The organism is Paucibacter sp. KBW04 (assembly GCF_003852425.1).
GTDB lineage: Bacteria > Pseudomonadota > Gammaproteobacteria > Burkholderiales > Burkholderiaceae_C > Paucibacter_A.
Genome location: NZ_QAJN01000012.1, coordinates 196,764 through 214,421, shown reverse-complemented (window position 1 = coordinate 214,421; position 17,658 = coordinate 196,764). Strand labels below are relative to the sequence as shown.

General features: G+C 63.7%; 18 protein-coding genes. 12 read left to right on the top strand and 6 right to left on the bottom strand.

Annotation, left to right across the window (positions count from 1 at the left end):
• Positions 1-30 precede the first annotated feature (30 nt).
• A complete protein-coding gene (locus tag DBR47_RS15765) occupies positions 31-777 on the bottom strand; it encodes a transglutaminase-like cysteine peptidase (RefSeq protein ID WP_231512333.1) in 747 nt (248 codons plus the stop codon).
• A 140-nt stretch (positions 778-917) separates the two neighbouring features.
• Between DBR47_RS15765 and DBR47_RS15760 the strand changes: the two genes are divergently transcribed.
• From DBR47_RS15760 to DBR47_RS15745, 4 genes are all read left to right on the top strand, one after another.
• Complete coding sequence (locus DBR47_RS15760) at positions 918-1,781, top strand: HDOD domain-containing protein (RefSeq protein WP_124451729.1); 864 nt, start codon at positions 918-920, stop codon at positions 1,779-1,781.
• A 52-nt stretch (positions 1,782-1,833) separates the two neighbouring features.
• A complete protein-coding gene (locus DBR47_RS15755; RefSeq protein ID WP_124451728.1) occupies positions 1,834-2,223 on the top strand; it encodes a GFA family protein in 390 nt (129 codons plus the stop codon).
• A 162-nt stretch (positions 2,224-2,385) separates the two neighbouring features.
• Positions 2,386-3,312 carry a histone deacetylase family protein gene (locus tag DBR47_RS15750; protein ID WP_124451727.1) on the top strand — a complete coding sequence of 309 codons (927 nt, stop codon included), beginning with the start codon at positions 2,386-2,388 and terminating at the stop codon, positions 3,310-3,312.
• A gap of 208 nt (positions 3,313-3,520) precedes the next feature.
• Positions 3,521-6,220 (top strand): bifunctional acetate--CoA ligase family protein/GNAT family N-acetyltransferase, encoded by a 2,700-nt coding sequence (locus DBR47_RS15745; protein ID WP_124451725.1) that lies wholly within the window; start codon positions 3,521-3,523, stop codon positions 6,218-6,220.
• Between the two features lie 45 nt (positions 6,221-6,265).
• Here DBR47_RS15745 and DBR47_RS15740 read toward each other — a convergent pair whose 3' ends face one another.
• The 4 genes from DBR47_RS15740 to DBR47_RS15725 form a co-directional block, all read right to left on the bottom strand.
• Positions 6,266-6,733, bottom strand: coding sequence for an NUDIX domain-containing protein (locus DBR47_RS15740; RefSeq protein ID WP_124451723.1), 468 nt, complete (start codon positions 6,731-6,733; stop codon positions 6,266-6,268).
• Positions 6,734-6,796: 63 nt separating this feature from the next.
• Complete coding sequence (locus tag DBR47_RS15735; RefSeq protein ID WP_124451721.1) at positions 6,797-7,147, bottom strand: nuclear transport factor 2 family protein; 351 nt, start codon at positions 7,145-7,147, stop codon at positions 6,797-6,799.
• Between the two features lie 96 nt (positions 7,148-7,243).
• A complete protein-coding gene (ccoG, locus tag DBR47_RS15730) occupies positions 7,244-8,689 on the bottom strand; it encodes a cytochrome c oxidase accessory protein CcoG (RefSeq protein ID WP_124451719.1) in 1,446 nt (481 codons plus the stop codon).
• Positions 8,690-8,891: 202 nt separating this feature from the next.
• Positions 8,892-10,232 (bottom strand): sigma-54-dependent Fis family transcriptional regulator, encoded by a 1,341-nt coding sequence (locus tag DBR47_RS15725; RefSeq protein WP_124451717.1) that lies wholly within the window; start codon positions 10,230-10,232, stop codon positions 8,892-8,894.
• A gap of 157 nt (positions 10,233-10,389) precedes the next feature.
• On the opposite strand from DBR47_RS15725, the gene DBR47_RS15720 reads away from it, so the two are divergent.
• From DBR47_RS15720 to DBR47_RS15690, 8 genes are all read left to right on the top strand, one after another.
• Positions 10,390-11,283 (top strand): MBL fold metallo-hydrolase, encoded by an 894-nt coding sequence (locus DBR47_RS15720; RefSeq protein ID WP_124451715.1) that lies wholly within the window; start codon positions 10,390-10,392, stop codon positions 11,281-11,283.
• Between the two features lie 248 nt (positions 11,284-11,531).
• A complete protein-coding gene (gene cydP, locus DBR47_RS24725; protein WP_197047100.1) occupies positions 11,532-11,708 on the top strand; it encodes a cytochrome oxidase putative small subunit CydP in 177 nt (58 codons plus the stop codon).
• A complete protein-coding gene (locus tag DBR47_RS15715; RefSeq protein ID WP_124451713.1) occupies positions 11,705-13,279 on the top strand; it encodes a cytochrome ubiquinol oxidase subunit I in 1,575 nt (524 codons plus the stop codon). The genes cydP and DBR47_RS15715 overlap by 4 nt, the downstream gene beginning before the upstream one ends.
• Positions 13,280-13,289: 10 nt before the next feature.
• Entirely contained in the window at positions 13,290-14,432 is a 1,143-nt protein-coding gene (gene cydB, locus DBR47_RS15710) for a cytochrome d ubiquinol oxidase subunit II (RefSeq protein WP_124451711.1), read from the top strand.
• A 33-nt stretch (positions 14,433-14,465) separates the two neighbouring features.
• Positions 14,466-15,083 (top strand): ubiquinol-cytochrome c reductase iron-sulfur subunit, encoded by a 618-nt coding sequence (petA, locus tag DBR47_RS15705; RefSeq protein ID WP_124451709.1) that lies wholly within the window; start codon positions 14,466-14,468, stop codon positions 15,081-15,083.
• A 12-nt stretch (positions 15,084-15,095) separates the two neighbouring features.
• The gene (cydX, locus tag DBR47_RS15700) at positions 15,096-15,227 is read left to right on the top strand and encodes a cytochrome bd-I oxidase subunit CydX (RefSeq protein WP_124451707.1); all 132 of its coding nucleotides are present in this window, start codon (positions 15,096-15,098) and stop codon (positions 15,225-15,227) included.
• Between the two features lie 8 nt (positions 15,228-15,235).
• Positions 15,236-15,505, top strand: coding sequence for a cyd operon YbgE family protein (locus tag DBR47_RS15695; protein ID WP_124451705.1), 270 nt, complete (start codon positions 15,236-15,238; stop codon positions 15,503-15,505).
• Positions 15,506-15,597: 92 nt separating this feature from the next.
• Positions 15,598-16,734: an NAD(P)/FAD-dependent oxidoreductase gene (locus DBR47_RS15690; RefSeq protein WP_124451703.1), complete on the top strand. Its 1,137-nt coding sequence runs from the start codon at positions 15,598-15,600 to the stop codon at positions 16,732-16,734.
• 145 nt (positions 16,735-16,879) lie between these two features.
• Here DBR47_RS15690 and DBR47_RS15685 read toward each other — a convergent pair whose 3' ends face one another.
• On the bottom strand, positions 16,880-17,644 hold the full coding sequence (locus tag DBR47_RS15685; protein WP_124451701.1) for a cyclopropane-fatty-acyl-phospholipid synthase family protein: 765 nt from the start codon (positions 17,642-17,644) through the stop codon (positions 16,880-16,882).
• Positions 17,645-17,658 lie beyond the last annotated feature (14 nt).

Below are 17,658 nucleotides of genomic sequence, written 5' to 3'. Positions count from 1 at the left end.
TCGCATTCACTCGAATCAAAGAGCGCATCATCAAAATCCCTCCGCCTGCACCTTGGCCAGTAAATCACGCCACAAAGACAGGCGCTGCAGCGGATCACCCGCCGACGTCGCCCCCACACCCTGCCACAAACCCTCGCTATTGAAACTGAACACCGGTCGCAAGTCCGGCCGCTGTGAGGCCGGCCGCACGTCGGCAATCAGATTGTCCAGAATCAAGGGCTCCGCGCCCGGCTGCGCATAGTAGGCCAGCACCATATGGGCGACCGAGCGACCGGCCTGCGTCGCGCGCACATAAACCATGCGCAGCTTGGCCACCGGCACACCCGCCGAAACCAAGGTGAAGTACTTGGCAATCGCATAGTCCTCGCAATCACCCTGGCCCTTGTCGAGGGACTCCAGCGGGCTGGCCCAGTAATCGATCTTGCCCCAAACCTGGGTGTCTTCGTGATACTCGATGTGCTTGTTGAAAAAGCTATTGACCTGCGACAAGCGGGACGCCTCGTCCTGCGGCGTCACCTTCTCGATCAAGGCCAAGGTCAGCTGCGCCTCCGCGACGGCGTGGGGGCTGAATTTGGCCGCGGCCTCCAGGAACTTGGCATTGTCCAAGGCCAGACTTGGGCTGAACAATGTCAGGCCCAGGCCACCCAGAGCCAAGAGCAGCAACAGGGTCAGTCCATGAAAAAAAGCAGCCAGGCGCTGATTCAATGCGCTCATCTGGGCGCCCAGCTCTGGCCCGGCCGGGTCGGGCATCACGGAGCGGGAACGGCTAAAAAGCATGGAGGAAAGCGTCCATTAATTCCGGGTAGCAGGCTTCTTGACCGCGATCTAAAGGCCATAATTCAACGCACTTTACAGGCTGTAATCCCCAGGCAGCCGCTGGCAGTGCCCGGTAAAGCGCACATTCTTCCCCGAATCCCATGAGCACCCAAGCAATCCGCCAAGAAATTGACCAAGCACGCCAGTCCGGGCCGCTCAAGCAAATCATTATTCCGCCCTGCCCCGATCTGCTGGCTCGCCTGCAGCAGGCCATGGCCAGCAGCCAACCCGATCTGAACGAGGTGGCCCGCATCGCCGCCAGCGATGTGGCCATGTCCGCCACCTTGATCCGCCTGGCTAACAGCCCCATCCACCTGTCGGACGGCATGCCTTGCTCCACCGTGGGCCAGGCCATGACCCGCATCGGCCTGAACGAAACCACGGCGGTGATGACGGGCTTTCTGCTCAAGAACGCCATCCCCATCAGCAACCACCATCTGGCCCGCTTCTGGGAGCGCTCGGCCAAGCGCGCCCAGGCCATGGCTTTTGTGGCCAAGCAGTTGCCGGGGCTTTCACCCGATCTCGCCCATAGCTACGGCCTGTTCTCGCATGTGGGCATGCCGGTGCTGCTGCAAAGCGTGCGTGGCTATGGCTCCACCCTGGTGGAAGCCGCGGCCCGCATCGACCGCTCCTTCATCGCCACCGAAAACGCCAACCACCGCACCGACCACGCCGTGGCCGGCGCCCTGCTGGCCCGAGCCTGGAATATGGCGCCCGAGCTGATGGCCGCCATCCGCCTGCATCACGACTTTGCCTCGCTGGGCAACTCGGACATCGAGCCCGAAGTCCACACCCTGGTCGCCGCCGGCCTGATCGCCGAGCACCTGATGCGGGTCCACGAAGGCCTGCCCGAAGACGCCGACTGGGCCGCCCATCACGCGGAGGCCATGGAATGGCTGCATATCAGCGCCGAAGACCTGGAGCATTGGGACGACCAGCTGCGCCATCTGCTCGACTACGCCTGAGACGCAGCCTCGGCTATAAAGCCTGGGAACCGCGCTTTTTGGAGTGCTTCCCATGCTTGAACTCAAAACCGGCTCCTGCTTGTGCGGCGCGGTGCGCTTCCAGGTCGATGCCCCACTCAAAGCCCCCGACGCCTGCCACTGCCGGCAGTGCCGCAAACACTCGGGGCATTTTTTCGCTTCCACCGATGTGCCCAAGCGTGCGCTGCGGATTGAGGGCGAAGACCAGCTCAGCTGGTACCACTCCTCCGCCAAGGTGCGACGCGGCTTTTGCAAGCACTGCGGCTCCTCCCTCTTTTTTGACCCACCGGCACGCGACTGGATAGGCATCGCCATGGGTGCCTTCGACTCGCCCACCGAGACGCACTTGGAGATGCACATCTTCACGGCGGAAAAAGGCGACTACTACGAGATCGCCGACGGCCTGCCGCAGCACCCGTCTTGATCTGCCTCAAGCCAGGCAGCGCCAGCTGTTGCTTGCCCGCCCGGTAAGAGGCAAGACCTGGCCCTTGTCAAGCTGCGGTCAGGGCCGGCGTTCAGACTGATCCCAACACCCGGACGGGGCCAAAAGTGGTGAGCCGTCACCCAGGGTGAACCGGAGACCGCCTTGCTTGCCGCCTACATCAGCCATGCCGACTGCGCCCGCCACGAAATGGGCGCCCAGCACCCCGAATGCCCGGAGCGCCTGGGCGCCATCAAGGACCATCTGCTGATCAAGGGTCTGCTGGACTATATGCAGCCCCACGAGGCGCCCCTGGTCACCCTGGACCAGCTGGGCCATGCCCACTCCTCGCTTTATGTGCGCGAGCTGATGGATGCCTCGCCCCGCGAGGGCCACCACCAGGTCGACCCCGACACCAGTATGAACCCCCACACCCTCACCGCCGCCATGCGGGCGGCCGGTGCGGCCGTGCTGGCCACCGACCTGGTGGTCTCGGGCGAAGCGCCGACCGCCTTTTGCTGCGTGCGCCCGCCCGGCCACCATGCCGAGCACGCGGCGGCCATGGGCTTTTGCTTTTTCAACAATGTGGTCGTGGGGCTGCGCCATGCCCTGGATGTGCATGGCGTCGAAAGGGTGGCCCTGATCGACTTCGATGTGCACCATGGCAATGGCAGCGAAGACATCTTGCGCAATGACCCACGGGTGCTGATGTGCTCCATCTTCGAGCGCGGCCTCTACCCCTTCTCGGGCGAAGACACGCAGGCCAAGAACATGATCAATGTGGCCCTGCCCACCCGCTCGGGCAGCCAGCAGTTCCGCGAGGCGGTGACCGAGCACTGGCTGCCGGCGCTGGAAAAATTCAAGCCGCAATTGATCTATATCTCGGCCGGCTTCGATGCACACCGCGAAGATGACGGAGGCAATCTTGGCCTGGTCGAGGCCGATTTCGAGTGGGTCACGAGGCAGTTGATGGAGGTGGCGAATCGCCATGCCCAAGGCCGCGTGATCTCCTGCCTCGAAGGCGGTTATGTTTTGAGCCCATTGGCACGCAGCGTGGCGGCCCATGTCAAGGTGCTGATAGGCGCCGACTAAGAACTTGTCCGTAAATAGTAGGGCTGAGGATGACGAGACGATTTGGATGCAGGGCAAGGCACAAACCACAGCGATACCCTGAGGTATCGCGAGGATTTGTAACGCAGTCCTGCGTTCAAAGCGTCCGCCAGCCGACCCCGGCTATTTGCGGATAAGTTCCAATCTTTGACTGCAGGCTCAAAAAGCCCAGCGGGTCACAATGGAATCCATGGACAAACACTATCTGACCCAGCTGTTCCAACCCGAATCCGTCGTCGTGTTTGCCGGCTCAGCCGATGCAGATGCCGATACGGCCAAGCTCACCCCCCATGCCCAGGCCCTGCATGCCGCGCTGCGCGCCCAGCGCTACACCGGCAGCCTGCAGTTCCTGGACATTCACACCACCGGCACCCTGGCCGAGCTGGCGCAAGCCCAGGCCGATCTGGCCATCATCGCCCTGCCGCCGCAAGATGTGGCCGCCGCGCTGGAGATTGCCGGCCGCATGACCTGCCGCGCCGCCCTGGTGATCTCCAGCGGCATTGGCGCGGAGCAGGCCGCCGAGTTCAAACGCATTGCCCGCCGTGAGGGCATGTTCTTGCTCGGCCCTAACTGCCTGGGCCTGCAGCGCCCGCGTCTGCAACTCAATGCCAGCGCGGCCGGCCCGCTGGCGGCCGATGGCCCGCTGGCCCTGGTCTCGCAGTCTGGTGCCTTGACCACCTCCATGCTGGACTGGGCCAGCAATAACGCGGTGGGTTTCTCCTCCGTCGTCTCGCTAGGCCCCAATACCTCGGTCGACATCGCTCAGGTGCTGGACTTCCTGGCCAATGACGCGCAGACGCACAGCATCATCGTCTACGTCGAAGGCATCCCCAACGCCCGCCGCTTCATGAGCGCCCTGCGCATGGCGGCCAATGCCAAGCCGGTGGTGGTGCTCAAGGCCGGGCGCAAGCCGGCGGGCAACGAGGCGGCACAGACGCACTGCGGCACCATCGTGGGCAGCGATGATGTGTTTGACTCCGCCCTGCGCCGCGCCGGTGCGGTGCGGGTGCGCTCATTCGTCGAATTATTCTCCGCCGCCAAATGCCTGGCCTCGCGCTATCGCCCGGTGGGCAAACGCCTGGCCATCGTCACCAATGGCGGCGGGCCCGGCGTGCTGGCGGCCGACTGGATCAACGAGATCTCGCTGCGCCTGGGCAAGCTCTCGGCCGAGTCCATCAAGGCCCTGCAGCCCCTGCTGCCCCCGCAGGCCTCGCTGCATGACCTGATCGATTTGTCGGAAGAGGCCGGGGCCGAGCATTACAAGGCCGCCATCGAGGCCGCCTGCCGCGACGCGGCCATCGACGGGGTGCTGGCCATCTACTCGCCCAAGGTGGGCGGCGACGCCTCGGCCGTGGCCCGCGCCCTGGCCGATATCAAGCGCAGCATCGGCAAGCCCCTGCTGTGTTGCTGGATGGGTGACACCTCGGTGCAGGCCGCGCGTGGCCTGCTCAACGAGGCCTCCATCCCCAGCTTCCGCACGCCTGAGGCGGCGGTGGGCGCCTTCGGCAATATCGCCTCCTTCTATCAAAACCAGTTGCTGCTGCAGCAGACGCCGCCGCCGCTCTCCACCCTGGCCAAGCCCGATATCGAAGGCGCCCGCCTGGTGATAGAAAGCGTCTTGGCCGAGCGCCGCAAGGTGCTGACCGAGATGGAGTCCAAGACCCTGCTCTCGGCCTTCCACATCCCGGTCACCAACACCATCCTGGCACGCAGCGCCAACGAGGCCATGATGATCGCCACCCAGCTGGGCTTCCCGGTGGCGCTCAAGATTGCCTCGCCCGACATCAGCCACAAGTCCGATGTGCAGGGCGTGGTGCTGAATCTGCCCAATGGCGCCTCGGTGCGTGATGCCTATAACGACATGATGGAGCGGGTGGCCCGCCTGCAACCGCAAGCCCGCATCAACGGCATCACCGTGCAGAAGATGGCCGGCGCCAAGCGTGGGCGCGAGATCTATATCGGCTTGGTGACCGACGAGCCCTTTGGCCCGGTGATCGTGTTCGGCGCTGGTGGCACCATGATCGAGCTGATCAATGACCGCGCCATGGAGTTGCCCCCACTGAACCAGTTCCTGGCCCGCCGCCTGATCGAACGCTCACGCGTGGCCGAGACCCTGGGCGAGTGGCGCGGGGCCAGCGCCGTTGACATGGACGCGCTGGAGCAGCTGCTGCTGCGCGTCTCGGAGATGGTTTGCGAGCTGCCCCAGCTGCGCGAGATGGACATCAACCCCATCATCATCGACGAGAACGGCGCGGTGGCGGTGGATGCCCGCATCCTGATCGACAACGCGCCGCAAGCCCTCAGCGGCCGCTCCAACCACTACAACCACCTGGCCATCCTGCCCTACCCGGCGCGCTACGAACAGGTGTGGCCGCTGCGCGGGGGGGGTGAGTACATCGTGCGCCCCATCCACCCCGATGACGCGCAGATGTTGCAGGACCTGGTGCAGCACCTCAGCCCCGAGAGCCGCTACTTCCGCTTTGTTTCCAGCATGGTGGAGTTGCCGCCCTCGATGCTGGCCCGCTTCACCCTGATCGACTACGACCGCGAGATGGCCCTGGTGGCCGTGACCAAGGAGCGCGTGGCCGGGGCGGACGGCGAGATCAGCGAGACCGAGCGCATCGTCGGCGTCTCCCGCTACATCACCAACCCGGATCAATCCAGCTGCGAGTTCTCACTGCTGGTGGCCGATGACTTCAAGGGCCGCGGCCTGGGCTCAAGGTTGATGGAAAGCATCATGGATGTGGCGCGCGAGAAAGGCCTGGCCGAAATCCAAGGCCTGGTCTTGGCCAACAACCCCAGCATGCTCAAGCTGATGGGCAGCCTGGGCTTCACCGTCAAGCCATTTGAGGAAGACCGGGATTTCAAGTTGGTGACGCATGGTTTGTGAGTGTTGAGCCCAGGGCTTGCAAGCAAGCCCTGACGCTCCGTCCACTCAGAAAAATTCCATCACTCGCAGGCCTAGATAGCGGGGCGAGGAATCAAAGCCTCGCTTCTTGTCTTCCCAGTACTGCGTATGCAGGACGGGTGGGAAGACCGTCTTACCGGCCAACTCATCGCGATGCAGCCAGGCGGCCTCGACGATGTGTTCCCGCGTCGCCTCGACCTGCTGGGTAGAAATCTGACCGCCCACATAGCGACCCAGAAACCACATCTTGCATTCGCGCTGCTGGGGCTGGCAGAACTCCTCCACATAGACCAGCTGAGTGGGCTCAATCTGCAGCCCGGTCTCCTCCAAGGCTTCGCGCCTCACGGTCGCCAGCAGGTCCTCACCGTCTTCGGCCCCGCCACCCGGCGCCACCCAAAAATCGTAGGCGCCCGGCTTTTGATGCCGCACCAAAAGGATCCGGCCCTCATGCTCGACGATGACGCCTGCCGCGATGCGATGTTTGATCGTTTGCACTCTCTTCGTCCCTCCAAATTACGCCTGAGCTGAGCGCCCGGATCAAGGAAGCTCTCTGCTGAACTACTTGCCGCTCAGAAACCAGACCTTGGAGACGCCCGCCGGCGTCACCTCATAGATCGCGGCCACTTCCATCGGCTCGCCTTCCACGCCGGTGACGCGTTCATGGTCGATGACCTTGTTGCCAATCACCATGCGGTTCACCAGCTCCGCATGCAGACCCGGCAGATTGAAACGCTTGCTGACGTAATGCGCGGCAAAGGCTGGCTTGCCTTGCAAGACCGGCTCGGTGCCGGGCAGGCGATAGGCCACGACATCATCGGTGTACTCACGCACAAAGGCCTCGATATCGCGGGCGTTGTAGGCATCGAGCTGGCGTTGGGCGAAGCTTGCGGGATTGAAATCTACGGTCATGTTGTCTGGGGCATAGATTGAAAAGGCTGATGCCTTCTCGCGAGCCGCAGTGTAGGGTGATTCAGCCCGCCCTCGACCCTGCAAACCACAGCCCGGTCAAGGCTTGATCACCACAAAGGTCGACTTCTCCACCCGCTGCTTGTCCGACTTCTCCATCTGGGCCTTGATCAAGATGGGCTTGGCGCCGGTACCGGCCGCCAGGGCGGACTCGGGCGGGATGCGCAGGGACACCGTCATCCAGCGCGCCTCGGCCGGGCCCAAAGTCATGCGGTCCGGGCCGGTCCAGCGCAGGCCGTCCAGGCCTTCGGCGCTGAGCACATAACTCTGCGGCTGCTCGGTTCCGTTCATGACTTGCAGGCGGTAGACGTTCTCGATAAAGCCGTCTTCCACCTGGCGCGCCAGCGAGGCGCGGTCTCGCACCACATCGACCCGGAAGGGCGTGCGGGTCAACAAGCTGCCCAGCAAGGCGCCGCTGATGATGAACAGGATGGCGGTGTAGACCAACACCCGGGGCCTGAACATGCGGCGCAAGACCTGGCTGCGGCTCCAGTGGTTTTGTAGACCGTGCTGCGTGTCATAACGCACCAGACCCTTGGCATAGCCCATCTTGTCCATCACCCCGTCGCAGACATCCACGCAAGCGGCACAACCTATGCACTCGTACTGCAAGCCTTTGCGGATGTCGATGCCCGTGGGGCAGACCTGCACGCACAGCCCGCAGTCGATGCAAGAGCCCAAGCCAGCGGCCTTGGCATCGACCTTCTTGCCGCGCGCGCCACGCGGCTCACCGCGCTCGGTGTCGTAGCTGATGATCAAGGTGTCTTTGTCAAACATGGCGCTCTGGAAGCGCGCATAGGGGCACATGTATTTGCAGACCTGCTCCCGCATATAGCCCGCATTGCCGTAGGTGGCGAAGCCGTAGAACAGCACCCAGAATGTTTCCCAGGGGCCGGTGCCCAGGCTCAGCACCGAGCCGGCCAGCTGGCGTATGGGCGTGAAGTAGCCCACAAAGCTAAAGCCGGTCCACAAGCCCACGGCGATCCAGGCGGCTTGCTTGCCGGCCTTGCGCCCGAGCTTCTCCAGCGTCCAGGGGCCCTGGTCCCGCTTCATGCGGGCGGCGCGGTCGCCCTCGAACTTGCGCTCTATCCACATAAAGATTTCGGAATACACCGTCTGCGGGCAGGTATAGCCGCACCACAGCCGCCCGGCCACAGCGGTGAACAAAAAGAGCGCATAGGCTGACAGCATCAGCATCGCCGTCAGGTAGATGAAGTCCTGCGGGTAGAGCACCAGGCCAAAGATGTAAAAACGCCGCGAACTCAGCTCAAACAGCACCGCCTGGCGGCTGCCCCAGTCCAGCCAGGGCAGGCCGTAGAACAGCAGCTGGGTCAGGGCCACCATGCCCCAGCGCCAGCGGCTGAACAGGCCGCTGACCGAGCGCGGGTAGAGCTTGGACTGCGCTTGGTAGAGCCAGATCTTTTTGTACTCGGCGGAGTCGTCAGAAGGCTTTGGGGCCTGGGGCGCGGTGGCTGAGTTTTCCATGAGGGTCTTTGGCAAAGCGATTGGTTTGGCGCAGGCCTGAAGGCCTACTGATGACTCGACTGAATCAAGTTTCGTGCCAGGGCCCCGAGGCCCTGCCCGCGCGGTTTCAGCAGCTTCCAAACCCAGCTTGGCGGTCAATACCGCCAAATTGGCAGTACGCTGGCAGTCAGCGACTGCCAAACAGGCTCAAGAGTTCATGGGCTCAGGATTGGGGCTGCAGGGCCTTGAGCCTGCGGTACAGGCTGCGCTCGCTGACCTGCAGCAGCCGCGCCATCTCCGCCCGTGACCCCGTGAAGGCCTGGGCCCAGGCGAGGAAGCGCTCGTCCGGCCAACGCCAGTCTGGCGCTTCATCCGCCAGCGTCGGTTGTAGCGTCCCGATCGCTTTCAAACCGCCTGGCTGCAGCAAGGCCGGTGGCAAGGCGGCAGGGCGGATCAGGCCATCGTCCGAGAACAGTTTGGCTCGCTCCAGCACATTGCGCAGCTCGCGGATATTGCCCGGCCAGGCATGGGCTTGCAGCAAGGCCAGGGCCTGGTCCTGAATCTGCCAGCGATGGTCGCTGCCAAATGAGCTGCGCTGCAGAATGCTCTCGACCAAGAGCGGGATGTCCTCCTGGCGCTCTCGCAGGGCCGGCAACTCGATCGGGAAGGCATTGATGCGATAGTACAGATCGGCCCGAAACTGCTCCCGCTCCACCAGCGTGGCCAGGGGCTTGTGAGTGGCGGCGACCAGGCGGAAGTCGGCCTGCAAGGTCTCCACACCGCCGACACGGCGGAAGGTGGCCGACTCGATCAAGCGCAGCAGCTTCACCTGCATGGACAGCGGCACATCGCCAATCTCGTCCAGAAACAAGGTGCCGCCCCGCGCCGTCTCGACCAGGCCCGGCTTGCGATGGGTGGCGCCGGTGAAAGCGCCCTTCTCGTGACCAAAGAGCTCGCTCTCAAACAAGGTCTCGGGCAGACCCGAGCAGTCCACCACCACAAAAGGCCCACGGCTGCGCGGGCTGGACTCATGCAAAGCGCGGGCAAACAACTCCTTGCCCGTGCCCGACTCCCCCAACAGCAGCACCGGCAGCATCGAAGGCGACACTCGTTGCAAGGCTGCCAAAGCCGCAGTGAAGGCCGGACCCTGGCCCACCAGACCCTCGGCGCTGGGCCGGGCCGAAGCGCTGCGCACGGTGGCGATTCGCTCCACGAAGGCGATCACCTGATGCCTGGTGTCGAGGATGGGCCGCAGCTCCACATCCACATGCTCGGGCCCACGCGGCGTGTGATGGATGTGCAGCACCCGGTTCGGGCTCTTGGCCTCGCCGGCCTTCTTCATTGGGCAATGTTCGCCCGCCTGATCGCAGGGGACCTCGTAGCCATGCGAGATCTGGAAGCATTTGCGTCCGAGGTAGGGCTTGTCCACCGCGCCAAACTGACGCCGATAGGCCGTGTTGGCCGCCAGGATGGTGTACAGAGGGTCCAGCACGATGGTGGGATGAGGCTCATGCTCCAGGAAGGACACAAGAGCTTCGACAGACAGGGCTTGAGAAGAGTTCATGGCGGACGGCGTAGACTTTGGCAGACATTGTCTGCCTGAACTGCCATATCTGTCAGCGCTGGCAGCGCTTGAACAAGGCCGGCTGATGCAGGCGACCCAGGGTCAGAGCGTGGCACTGAACTTGAGTACGGGGTGGCATCCAGCACGGAGAACTGCCATGCCCGCCCCCTTTCTCAGCCATGTGGGTGGACTCGAAGTCGAGAGCTACTTCGACCCCGCGAGCGCCACCTTCAGCCATTTATTGATTGACTCACCCAGCCGCCAAGCCATGCTCATCGACCCGGTACTGGCGCTCGAAGCCAGCACCGGTCGCATCGACACCCAGCAGGCCGATCGCATCCTGCAGCGCCTGCAGGCCCGCGAGCTGCGGCTCAGCGCCATTCTGGAAACGCATTTGCATGCGGACCACATCAGCGCGGCCGACTACCTCCGAAGCCTGACCGGCGCCCGCATCGCCGTGTCAGCCGCCGTCCCGGCGGTGCAAAAAAGTTTGCGCAGGCTCTACAAACTGCCGCCCCTCAGCATGCAGCCCTTTGACCTTCTGATGGCCGACGGTGAACAGCTGAACTTCGGTGAGCTGCAAGTCCAAGCCTGGCACACCCCCGGCCACACGCCGGCCTGCCTCAGCTGGCTCGTGCTGCAGGAGGGCAGACACAGCGCCGCCTTTGTGGGCGACACCTTGCTCGCCCCCGACCTCGGCACCGGTCGCTGCGACTTCCCTGGCGGCGATGCGCGCCAGCTCTACCGCAGCATCAACCGCCTGCTCAGCCTGCCGCCGCAAACGCCCCTCTACTTCTGCCACGACTACCCGCCGCAGGAGCGAGATGCCGCCTGGATGACGACGGTGGAAGAGCAAAGGCAATGCAATCTGCAGGTGCGCGACGGCATCAGCGAAGACGCCTATGTGGCCCTGCGCCAGCAACGCGACGCCACCTTGGCCCCGCCCCGGCAAATGCAGGCCGCCCTGCAACTCAATCTCTTCGCCGGTCGGCTGCCGGAGCCGCTGAGTGATGGGCAGAGGTATATGAAAGTTCCCCTGAGTCTGGACTGATGCATTCGATGGCCGTCCCGTCGACCAGCAAGCACAAACATGCCATGTCCAGAATCTCTCGACAGCCGCGCAGAACAACGCGGCAGGGCATGGCGGACCGCATGCCAACGAAGGCAGCCGACTGCCACAAATGGCAGTTTCAAGAAACTTCAAGCGCAGCAATGCCACGCCCAACACTCTAAGTCATTGTTCACAAAAGACTTTCAGAGGAGACAAGGCATGGCACGGATCTTGATAGCTATCAACCCATGAAGTCAGATGATCGCCGCCTCGTGCGCCACCTCGCCATTGCTATTGCTCTGAAGCTCGCAGTGTTGTGTGCGCTGTGGTGGTTTTTTGTACGCGATGCCCGCGTGAGCACCAATGCCGAACAGACGGCCGAACACATCGGCGTCGAAATGTCCCACCAAGGAGACCCGCAGTGATTTCGGAACAGCTTGTCGACCTCTCGCGACTGCAGTTCGCCGCCACCGCGATGTACCACTTCCTGTTCGTGCCACTGACCCTCGGCATGGTCTGGCTGCTGGTGATCATGGAAAGCGTCTACGTCATGACCGGCAAGGTGGTCTGGAAGGACATGACGCGTTTCTGGGGCAAATTGTTCGGCATCAACTTCGCGTTGGGTGTCACGACCGGCATCACGCTCGAGTTTCAGTTCGGCACCAACTGGGCCTACTACTCTCATTACGTAGGCGACATCTTCGGCGCACCATTGGCCATCGAAGGGCTGATGGCCTTCTTCCTCGAATCCACCTTCATCGGCCTGTTCTTCTTCGGCTGGGATCGGCTGAGCAAGACCCAGCACCTGATGGTGACCCTGCTGATGGCCATCGGCACCAATCTCAGTGCCTTGTGGATCCTCATCGCCAATGGCTGGATGCAAAACCCGGTCGGGGCCGAGTTCAGCTACCAAACCATGCGCATGGAGATGACCGACTTCTGGGCCGTGGTCTTCAACCCCGACGCACAAGCCAAGTTCGTGCATACCGTCTCTGCCGGCTACGTGACCGGTGCGATGTTTGTGTTGTCGATCTCGAGTTGGTACTTGCTCAAGGGTCGGGACGTGGAGTTCGCCAAACGCAGCTTTCGCGTGGCGGCGGCATTTGGCCTCGCGTCGACGCTGAGCGTGATCGTGCTCGGCGACGAGTCTGGCTATATGGTGGGCGAAGCCCAGCAGACCAAGATGGCCGCCCTGGAGGCGATGTGGGAGACCGAACCTGCGCCTGCGGGCTTGAAGCTGATCGCCGGTATCAACGAAGCCGAAGCCAAGAACGACTGGGAAATCGAGCTGCCCTGGCTGATGGGTTTGATCGGCACGCGCTCGGTCAGCAAGGAAATCCCCGGCATCCGCGAGATCAAGGCCAAGAACCGGCAACGCATAGCACGCGGCATCCTCGCTGTGACAGCGCTGGAGGTACTGCGCAAGCACCGCGATGACCCCGTGGCCAAAGAGGCTTTTGAGCGCTACAAGGCCGACCTCGGCTTCGGCCTGCTGCTCAAGAAATACGTGGTCGATGTGCGCCAGGCCACGCCCGCGATCATCAGCAAAGCGGTGAACGACACCGTGCCCCGCGTGACGCCCATGTTCTGGAGCTTCCGCATCATGGTTGGCCTCGGCTTCGCGATGCTGCTGCTGTTCGCCCTGGCGTTCTGGGGCACGCTCAAGAGAGGCTGCACACCCAAGCCCTGGCTTTTGAAGTGGGCCTTGTGGATGCTGCCAGCACCCTGGATTGCCTGCGAGTTGGGCTGGGTGGTCGCCGAATACGGCCGCCAGCCCTGGACCATCTACGGCGTTCTTCCCACTCACCTGAGCGTCTCGACGCTCACGGTGAGCAGCCTGTACGGCTCGCTGGCAGGCTTCATCGGCTTCTACACCGTTCTGCTGATCGTGGAGATCTACCTGATGCAGAAGTTCGCCAAGCAAGGACCTGGCAGCCTGGGCACCGGGCGCTACCAGCAAGAAGCTGCCCACCCCGCCACACCGGCCCACGCCTAAGGAATTCGCCATGATCGATTACCCAAGCCTCAAAGTGATCTGGTGGCTACTCGTGGGCGTGCTGCTCGTGGGCTTCGCCATCATGGACGGCCATGACATGGGCGTGGGCACGCTATTGCCCTTCGTTGGCAAGGGCGATGAGGAGCGCCGCGTGGTCATCAACACCGTCGGCCCGCATTGGGACGGCAACCAGGTCTGGTTCATCACCGGCGGCGGCGCCATCTTCGCGGCCTGGCCGCTGGTCTATGCCACCGCCTTCAGCGGCTTCTACTGGGCCATGCTCGCGGTGCTTTGGGCCTTGTTCTTTCGACCGGTGGGCTTCGACTATCGCAGCAAGATCCACAACGCCACTTGGCGCAGCATCTGGGACTGGGGTCTGTTCATCGGTGGCGCGCTGCCGCCGCTGATCTTTGGTGTGGCCTTTGGCAATCTGTTTCAAGGAGTGCCCTTCGGCTTCGATGACTATATGGTGTCCACCTACACCGGCACCTTCTGGCAGTTGCTCAACCCCTTCGCGCTGCTGGTCGGCGTGGTGAGCAGCGCAATGATCACGATGCAAGGCGGCATGTACCTGGCCCACCGGACCGAGGGCGCGATCCAGCAGCGCGCGGTGCGTGGCGCGGTGAGTGCGGCCTTGCTGATGGTGCTTGCCTTCCTTGGCGCGGGGGTCTGGCTGCGGCTGGGCGGCATCGAGGGCTATGTGATCACCTCATCGATCGACCCCGCCGCGCTGCCCGACCCGCTGAGCAAGAGCGTGGCGCGCAGCGCCGAGGCCTGGTGGATGAACTACGCCAAGCAACCCCTGCTGTGGCTGCTGCCTGTGCTGGGCGTTGCAGGCGCGCTGCTGGCCGCTGGCTTAGCGATCGTTCGCCGAACCCTCACGGCATTTGTGGCCTCGTCGCTGGCGATCGTCGGCGTCATCGGCACGGCGGGGGCGGCGATGTTCCCCTTTGTGATGCCGTCGTCAACGATGTTGAACGCCAGCCTGACGGTGTGGGACAGCGCCTCCAGCCACCTGACGCTGGGCCTGATGTTCTGGGCGACCGTGATCTTCATGCCGCTGATCATTTTCTACACCGCCTGGGCGTATCGGGTGATGCGCGGCAAGGTCACTCTGGCGCACATCCGCGCCAACGAACACACGGCCTATTGACCCGCATCGACCTACAACTGCAAGGAGCCGACCATGGACCACACCCTCCCGAACCCCAACTGCCCGGCCCAGCCAGGCGATCCCGAGCGCCGCTTTTGGCTGATGACGACGGCCGCTGCCAGCGGCGTGGCCGCCGTCGCCACAGCCATCCCCTTCGTATCGACCTTCGCGCCTAGCGAGCGCGCCAAGGCGGCCGGCGGCCCGGTCGAGGTGGACATTTCCGACCTCCCGCCCGGCGGCATGAAGACGGTCGAGTGGCGTGGCAAGCCCGTCTGGGTGCTGCGCCGCACAGCGGAGATGCTGGCTTCGCTGCAAGGCCACGACGATCAACTCGTCGACCCGCAGTCGCTGAAAGACCAGCAGCCCGCCTACGCGAAGAACCCGGCGCGCGCCATCAAGCCGGAGGTGTTCGTCGCCATCGGCATCTGCACCCACCTCGGCTGCTCGCCAAGCAAGGCACCCAAGGACGGCAACAACCCGAGCCTGCCGGCGGATTGGCCGGGGGGCTTTTTCTGCCCCTGCCACGGCTCGACCTTCGACGGCGCGGGCCGCGTGTTCAAGAACAAACCGGCGCCGACCAACCTCGAGATCCCGCCGCATCGCTATGCAGGCGACGCGCGCCTCCTCATCGGCGAAGACGCCGCAAGCTGAAGGAGCCAGACCATGTGGTATTTCGCCTGGATGTTAGGAGTCGGCCTTGCCGTATTGCTGGCCATCATGAACGCGATGTGGGGCGAGAACGAGGATGCCCGCATCCAAGCTGCCAGGGATGGCGACGACGGGGCCAGGCAATGACAGCCCCGATGCCTTCAGCGCCCTCGCGTGTCCATCTGCCCTGCCTCGCACTTGCCCTGATGATCATGGTGGGCGGCACGGTGTACCCGCCGCTGATGGCCGACGCCGCCGGCCGCGCCGATCACGCTTTGGCGACGAGTTTGTTCTGGGCCATGAGCGCAGGCTTTGTTCGAGGCGTGGGCTTTGTGCCGCGCGCAGGAGGCTGGCGTTGGCTGTTCTCGGCTTGGTCCTGTGCGGCAGCGCTCTCTTTGGCCCTAGTATTGAAGCTTCAACATTGAGGAGACTTTGTGTACCGCCACTTGTTCACCCAAGAACTAGCGCAGCCCCTGGCTGCTGCCCTGGAGGTCTCTTTGCTCACCAAGAGTCAGCGATGACGAGCGCACCGCGCGTCACCGTGCTCGGCGCAGGGTTCGCCGGGCTGTCGACGGTCCGTGAACTGCGCCGTCGCGACCCAAGCGTCGAGATCACGCTGGTCGCTCCGCGCGCCGAACTGCATTACCTGCCCGGCATCATCTGGATCCCCAGCGGCCTCAGAAAGCGCGAGGACCTGGTCATCCCCTTGGACAATTTTCTGCGGCGCCAGCGGGTGCACTTCGTGGCTTCGGAGGTCACAGGCTTGAGCGATGACGGCCGCGTCGTACACACCGCCGGTGGCGACATCGTCAACGACGCACTCGTCATCGCCACAGGCGGACGCTTCATCAAGAAGCTGCCAGGCATCGAACACGCCATCACGCCTTGCGAAGGCATTACAGCGGCCGAGCGCATCCGCGACCGGCTGAGCGAGATGAGCGGCGGGACCCTCGCCGTCGGCTTCGCGGGCAATCCCAAGGAGCCCACGGCCGTGCGCGGCGGCCCGATGTTCGAGTTTCTGTTCGGCATCGACGAGCAGCTCCGGCGCGAGGGCCGACGCGAGCGTTTCGAGATCGTGTTCTTCAATCCCTCCACCGAGCCCGGCAACCGTTTGGGGCCCAAAGCGGTAAAGCACCTGCTCGACGAGATGGCACGACGGGGCATTCGTACCCACCTGGGTCACAAGCTCAGCCGCTTCGAGGCCAACAAGGTCGTGACCGAAGGTGGCGAATTCGCCGCCGACCTGATCCTGTTCATGCCCGGCATGACCGGCAACGCCTGGTTCGACGCCACCACATTGCCACGCTCGCCCGGTGGCCTGCTGCAAGCCGACGCGCAATGCCGCGTGCCGGGGCTGCAGCGGGTCTATGTGGCGGGCGACTCGGGCAGCTTCCCTGGCCCCGACTGGATGCCCAAGCAAGCCCATATGGCCGACCTGCAGGCCGCAGCCGCGGCCGCCAACCTGCTCGGTGACCTGCAAGGCCGGGCGAGCAAGGAGACCTTCAAGGTCGAGCTGATCTGCATCGTCGACGCCCTAGCCCAAGGCACGCTGATCTGGCGCACGCCCGAGCGCAACTGGCTGTTTCCGTCCACGCGCCTCCTCCATTGGGCCAAGCGCGGCTTCGAGTGGAACTATCTGCGGCAGTACCGTTGAGTCCAACACGGTTCAATTGTGGCGCTTGCGCGGGCTTGCTCGCCATAGGGCTCTCGGGGCGGCCGGCACGCCTGTCGCTGACGCACCCAGGGTCCATGAATTGCTAAGCCATTGCCTTGCGACTCACTAGCTTGGCACAGCTTCCTTAGACCGCCACCAGGCAGAGATAAGCCATGCCCAGAATTCCCCGATAACCCCGAAAATACGCAGCGCGCTGGCCTTGCGCCCGGCTCAGCACCTGCGCTGCATCCGGGTGATCGACGCCATGCTCGGCCAACCAGTCGGCGTACTTGGCCTGATGGCCGGACTCGAACTCGTCCCACTCATCCTGATTGGCCTCATGGGCTTGCACGAGGGCAAAGCCTTGCTGCCAGGCCAGGTCGACCAGGTCCGGCAAAGACACAAACTCGTCCAAGCGCCCCGAAAGTGGCGCCACCGCCGCTGCGGTGGGCGGCCGGCTCCAAATCGCTTCACCGTACAGCACCGGCGCGCCAGGCTTGACCCGTTCTCGTAAGGCAGCGAGCGCTGCCGCATAGGCCAAGGGCTGGCGCTCTTCCACCGGCGAGCCCCAGATTTGACTCGCGCCTATGCAAATGGCGCCCTGCACCTCGGCGGGCAAATTAGCCTTCACATCACCACACAGCAAATCAATTTGAGCCCCTGCCGAAGAAGCCGCGACGAGGGTCTTGGCGTGAGCGATGGCCTCGGCCGAAAGATCGATGCCCAGCCCTCGCAGCGTCGGCTTCAGTTCGATCAAGCGAAGCAACAAGCCTGCCCAGCCGCAGCCCACATCGACCACCGTGCCCGTCGCTCGCTGCGCCACAAAGGCCAAGAGCTGCTGTGCTCTGGCTTCAGACAGCGGTGTGTTAAAGCGCAGCCGCTGATGCGGCGCAGAGAAGTCGATCGTCATAGCCCTAACTCCAA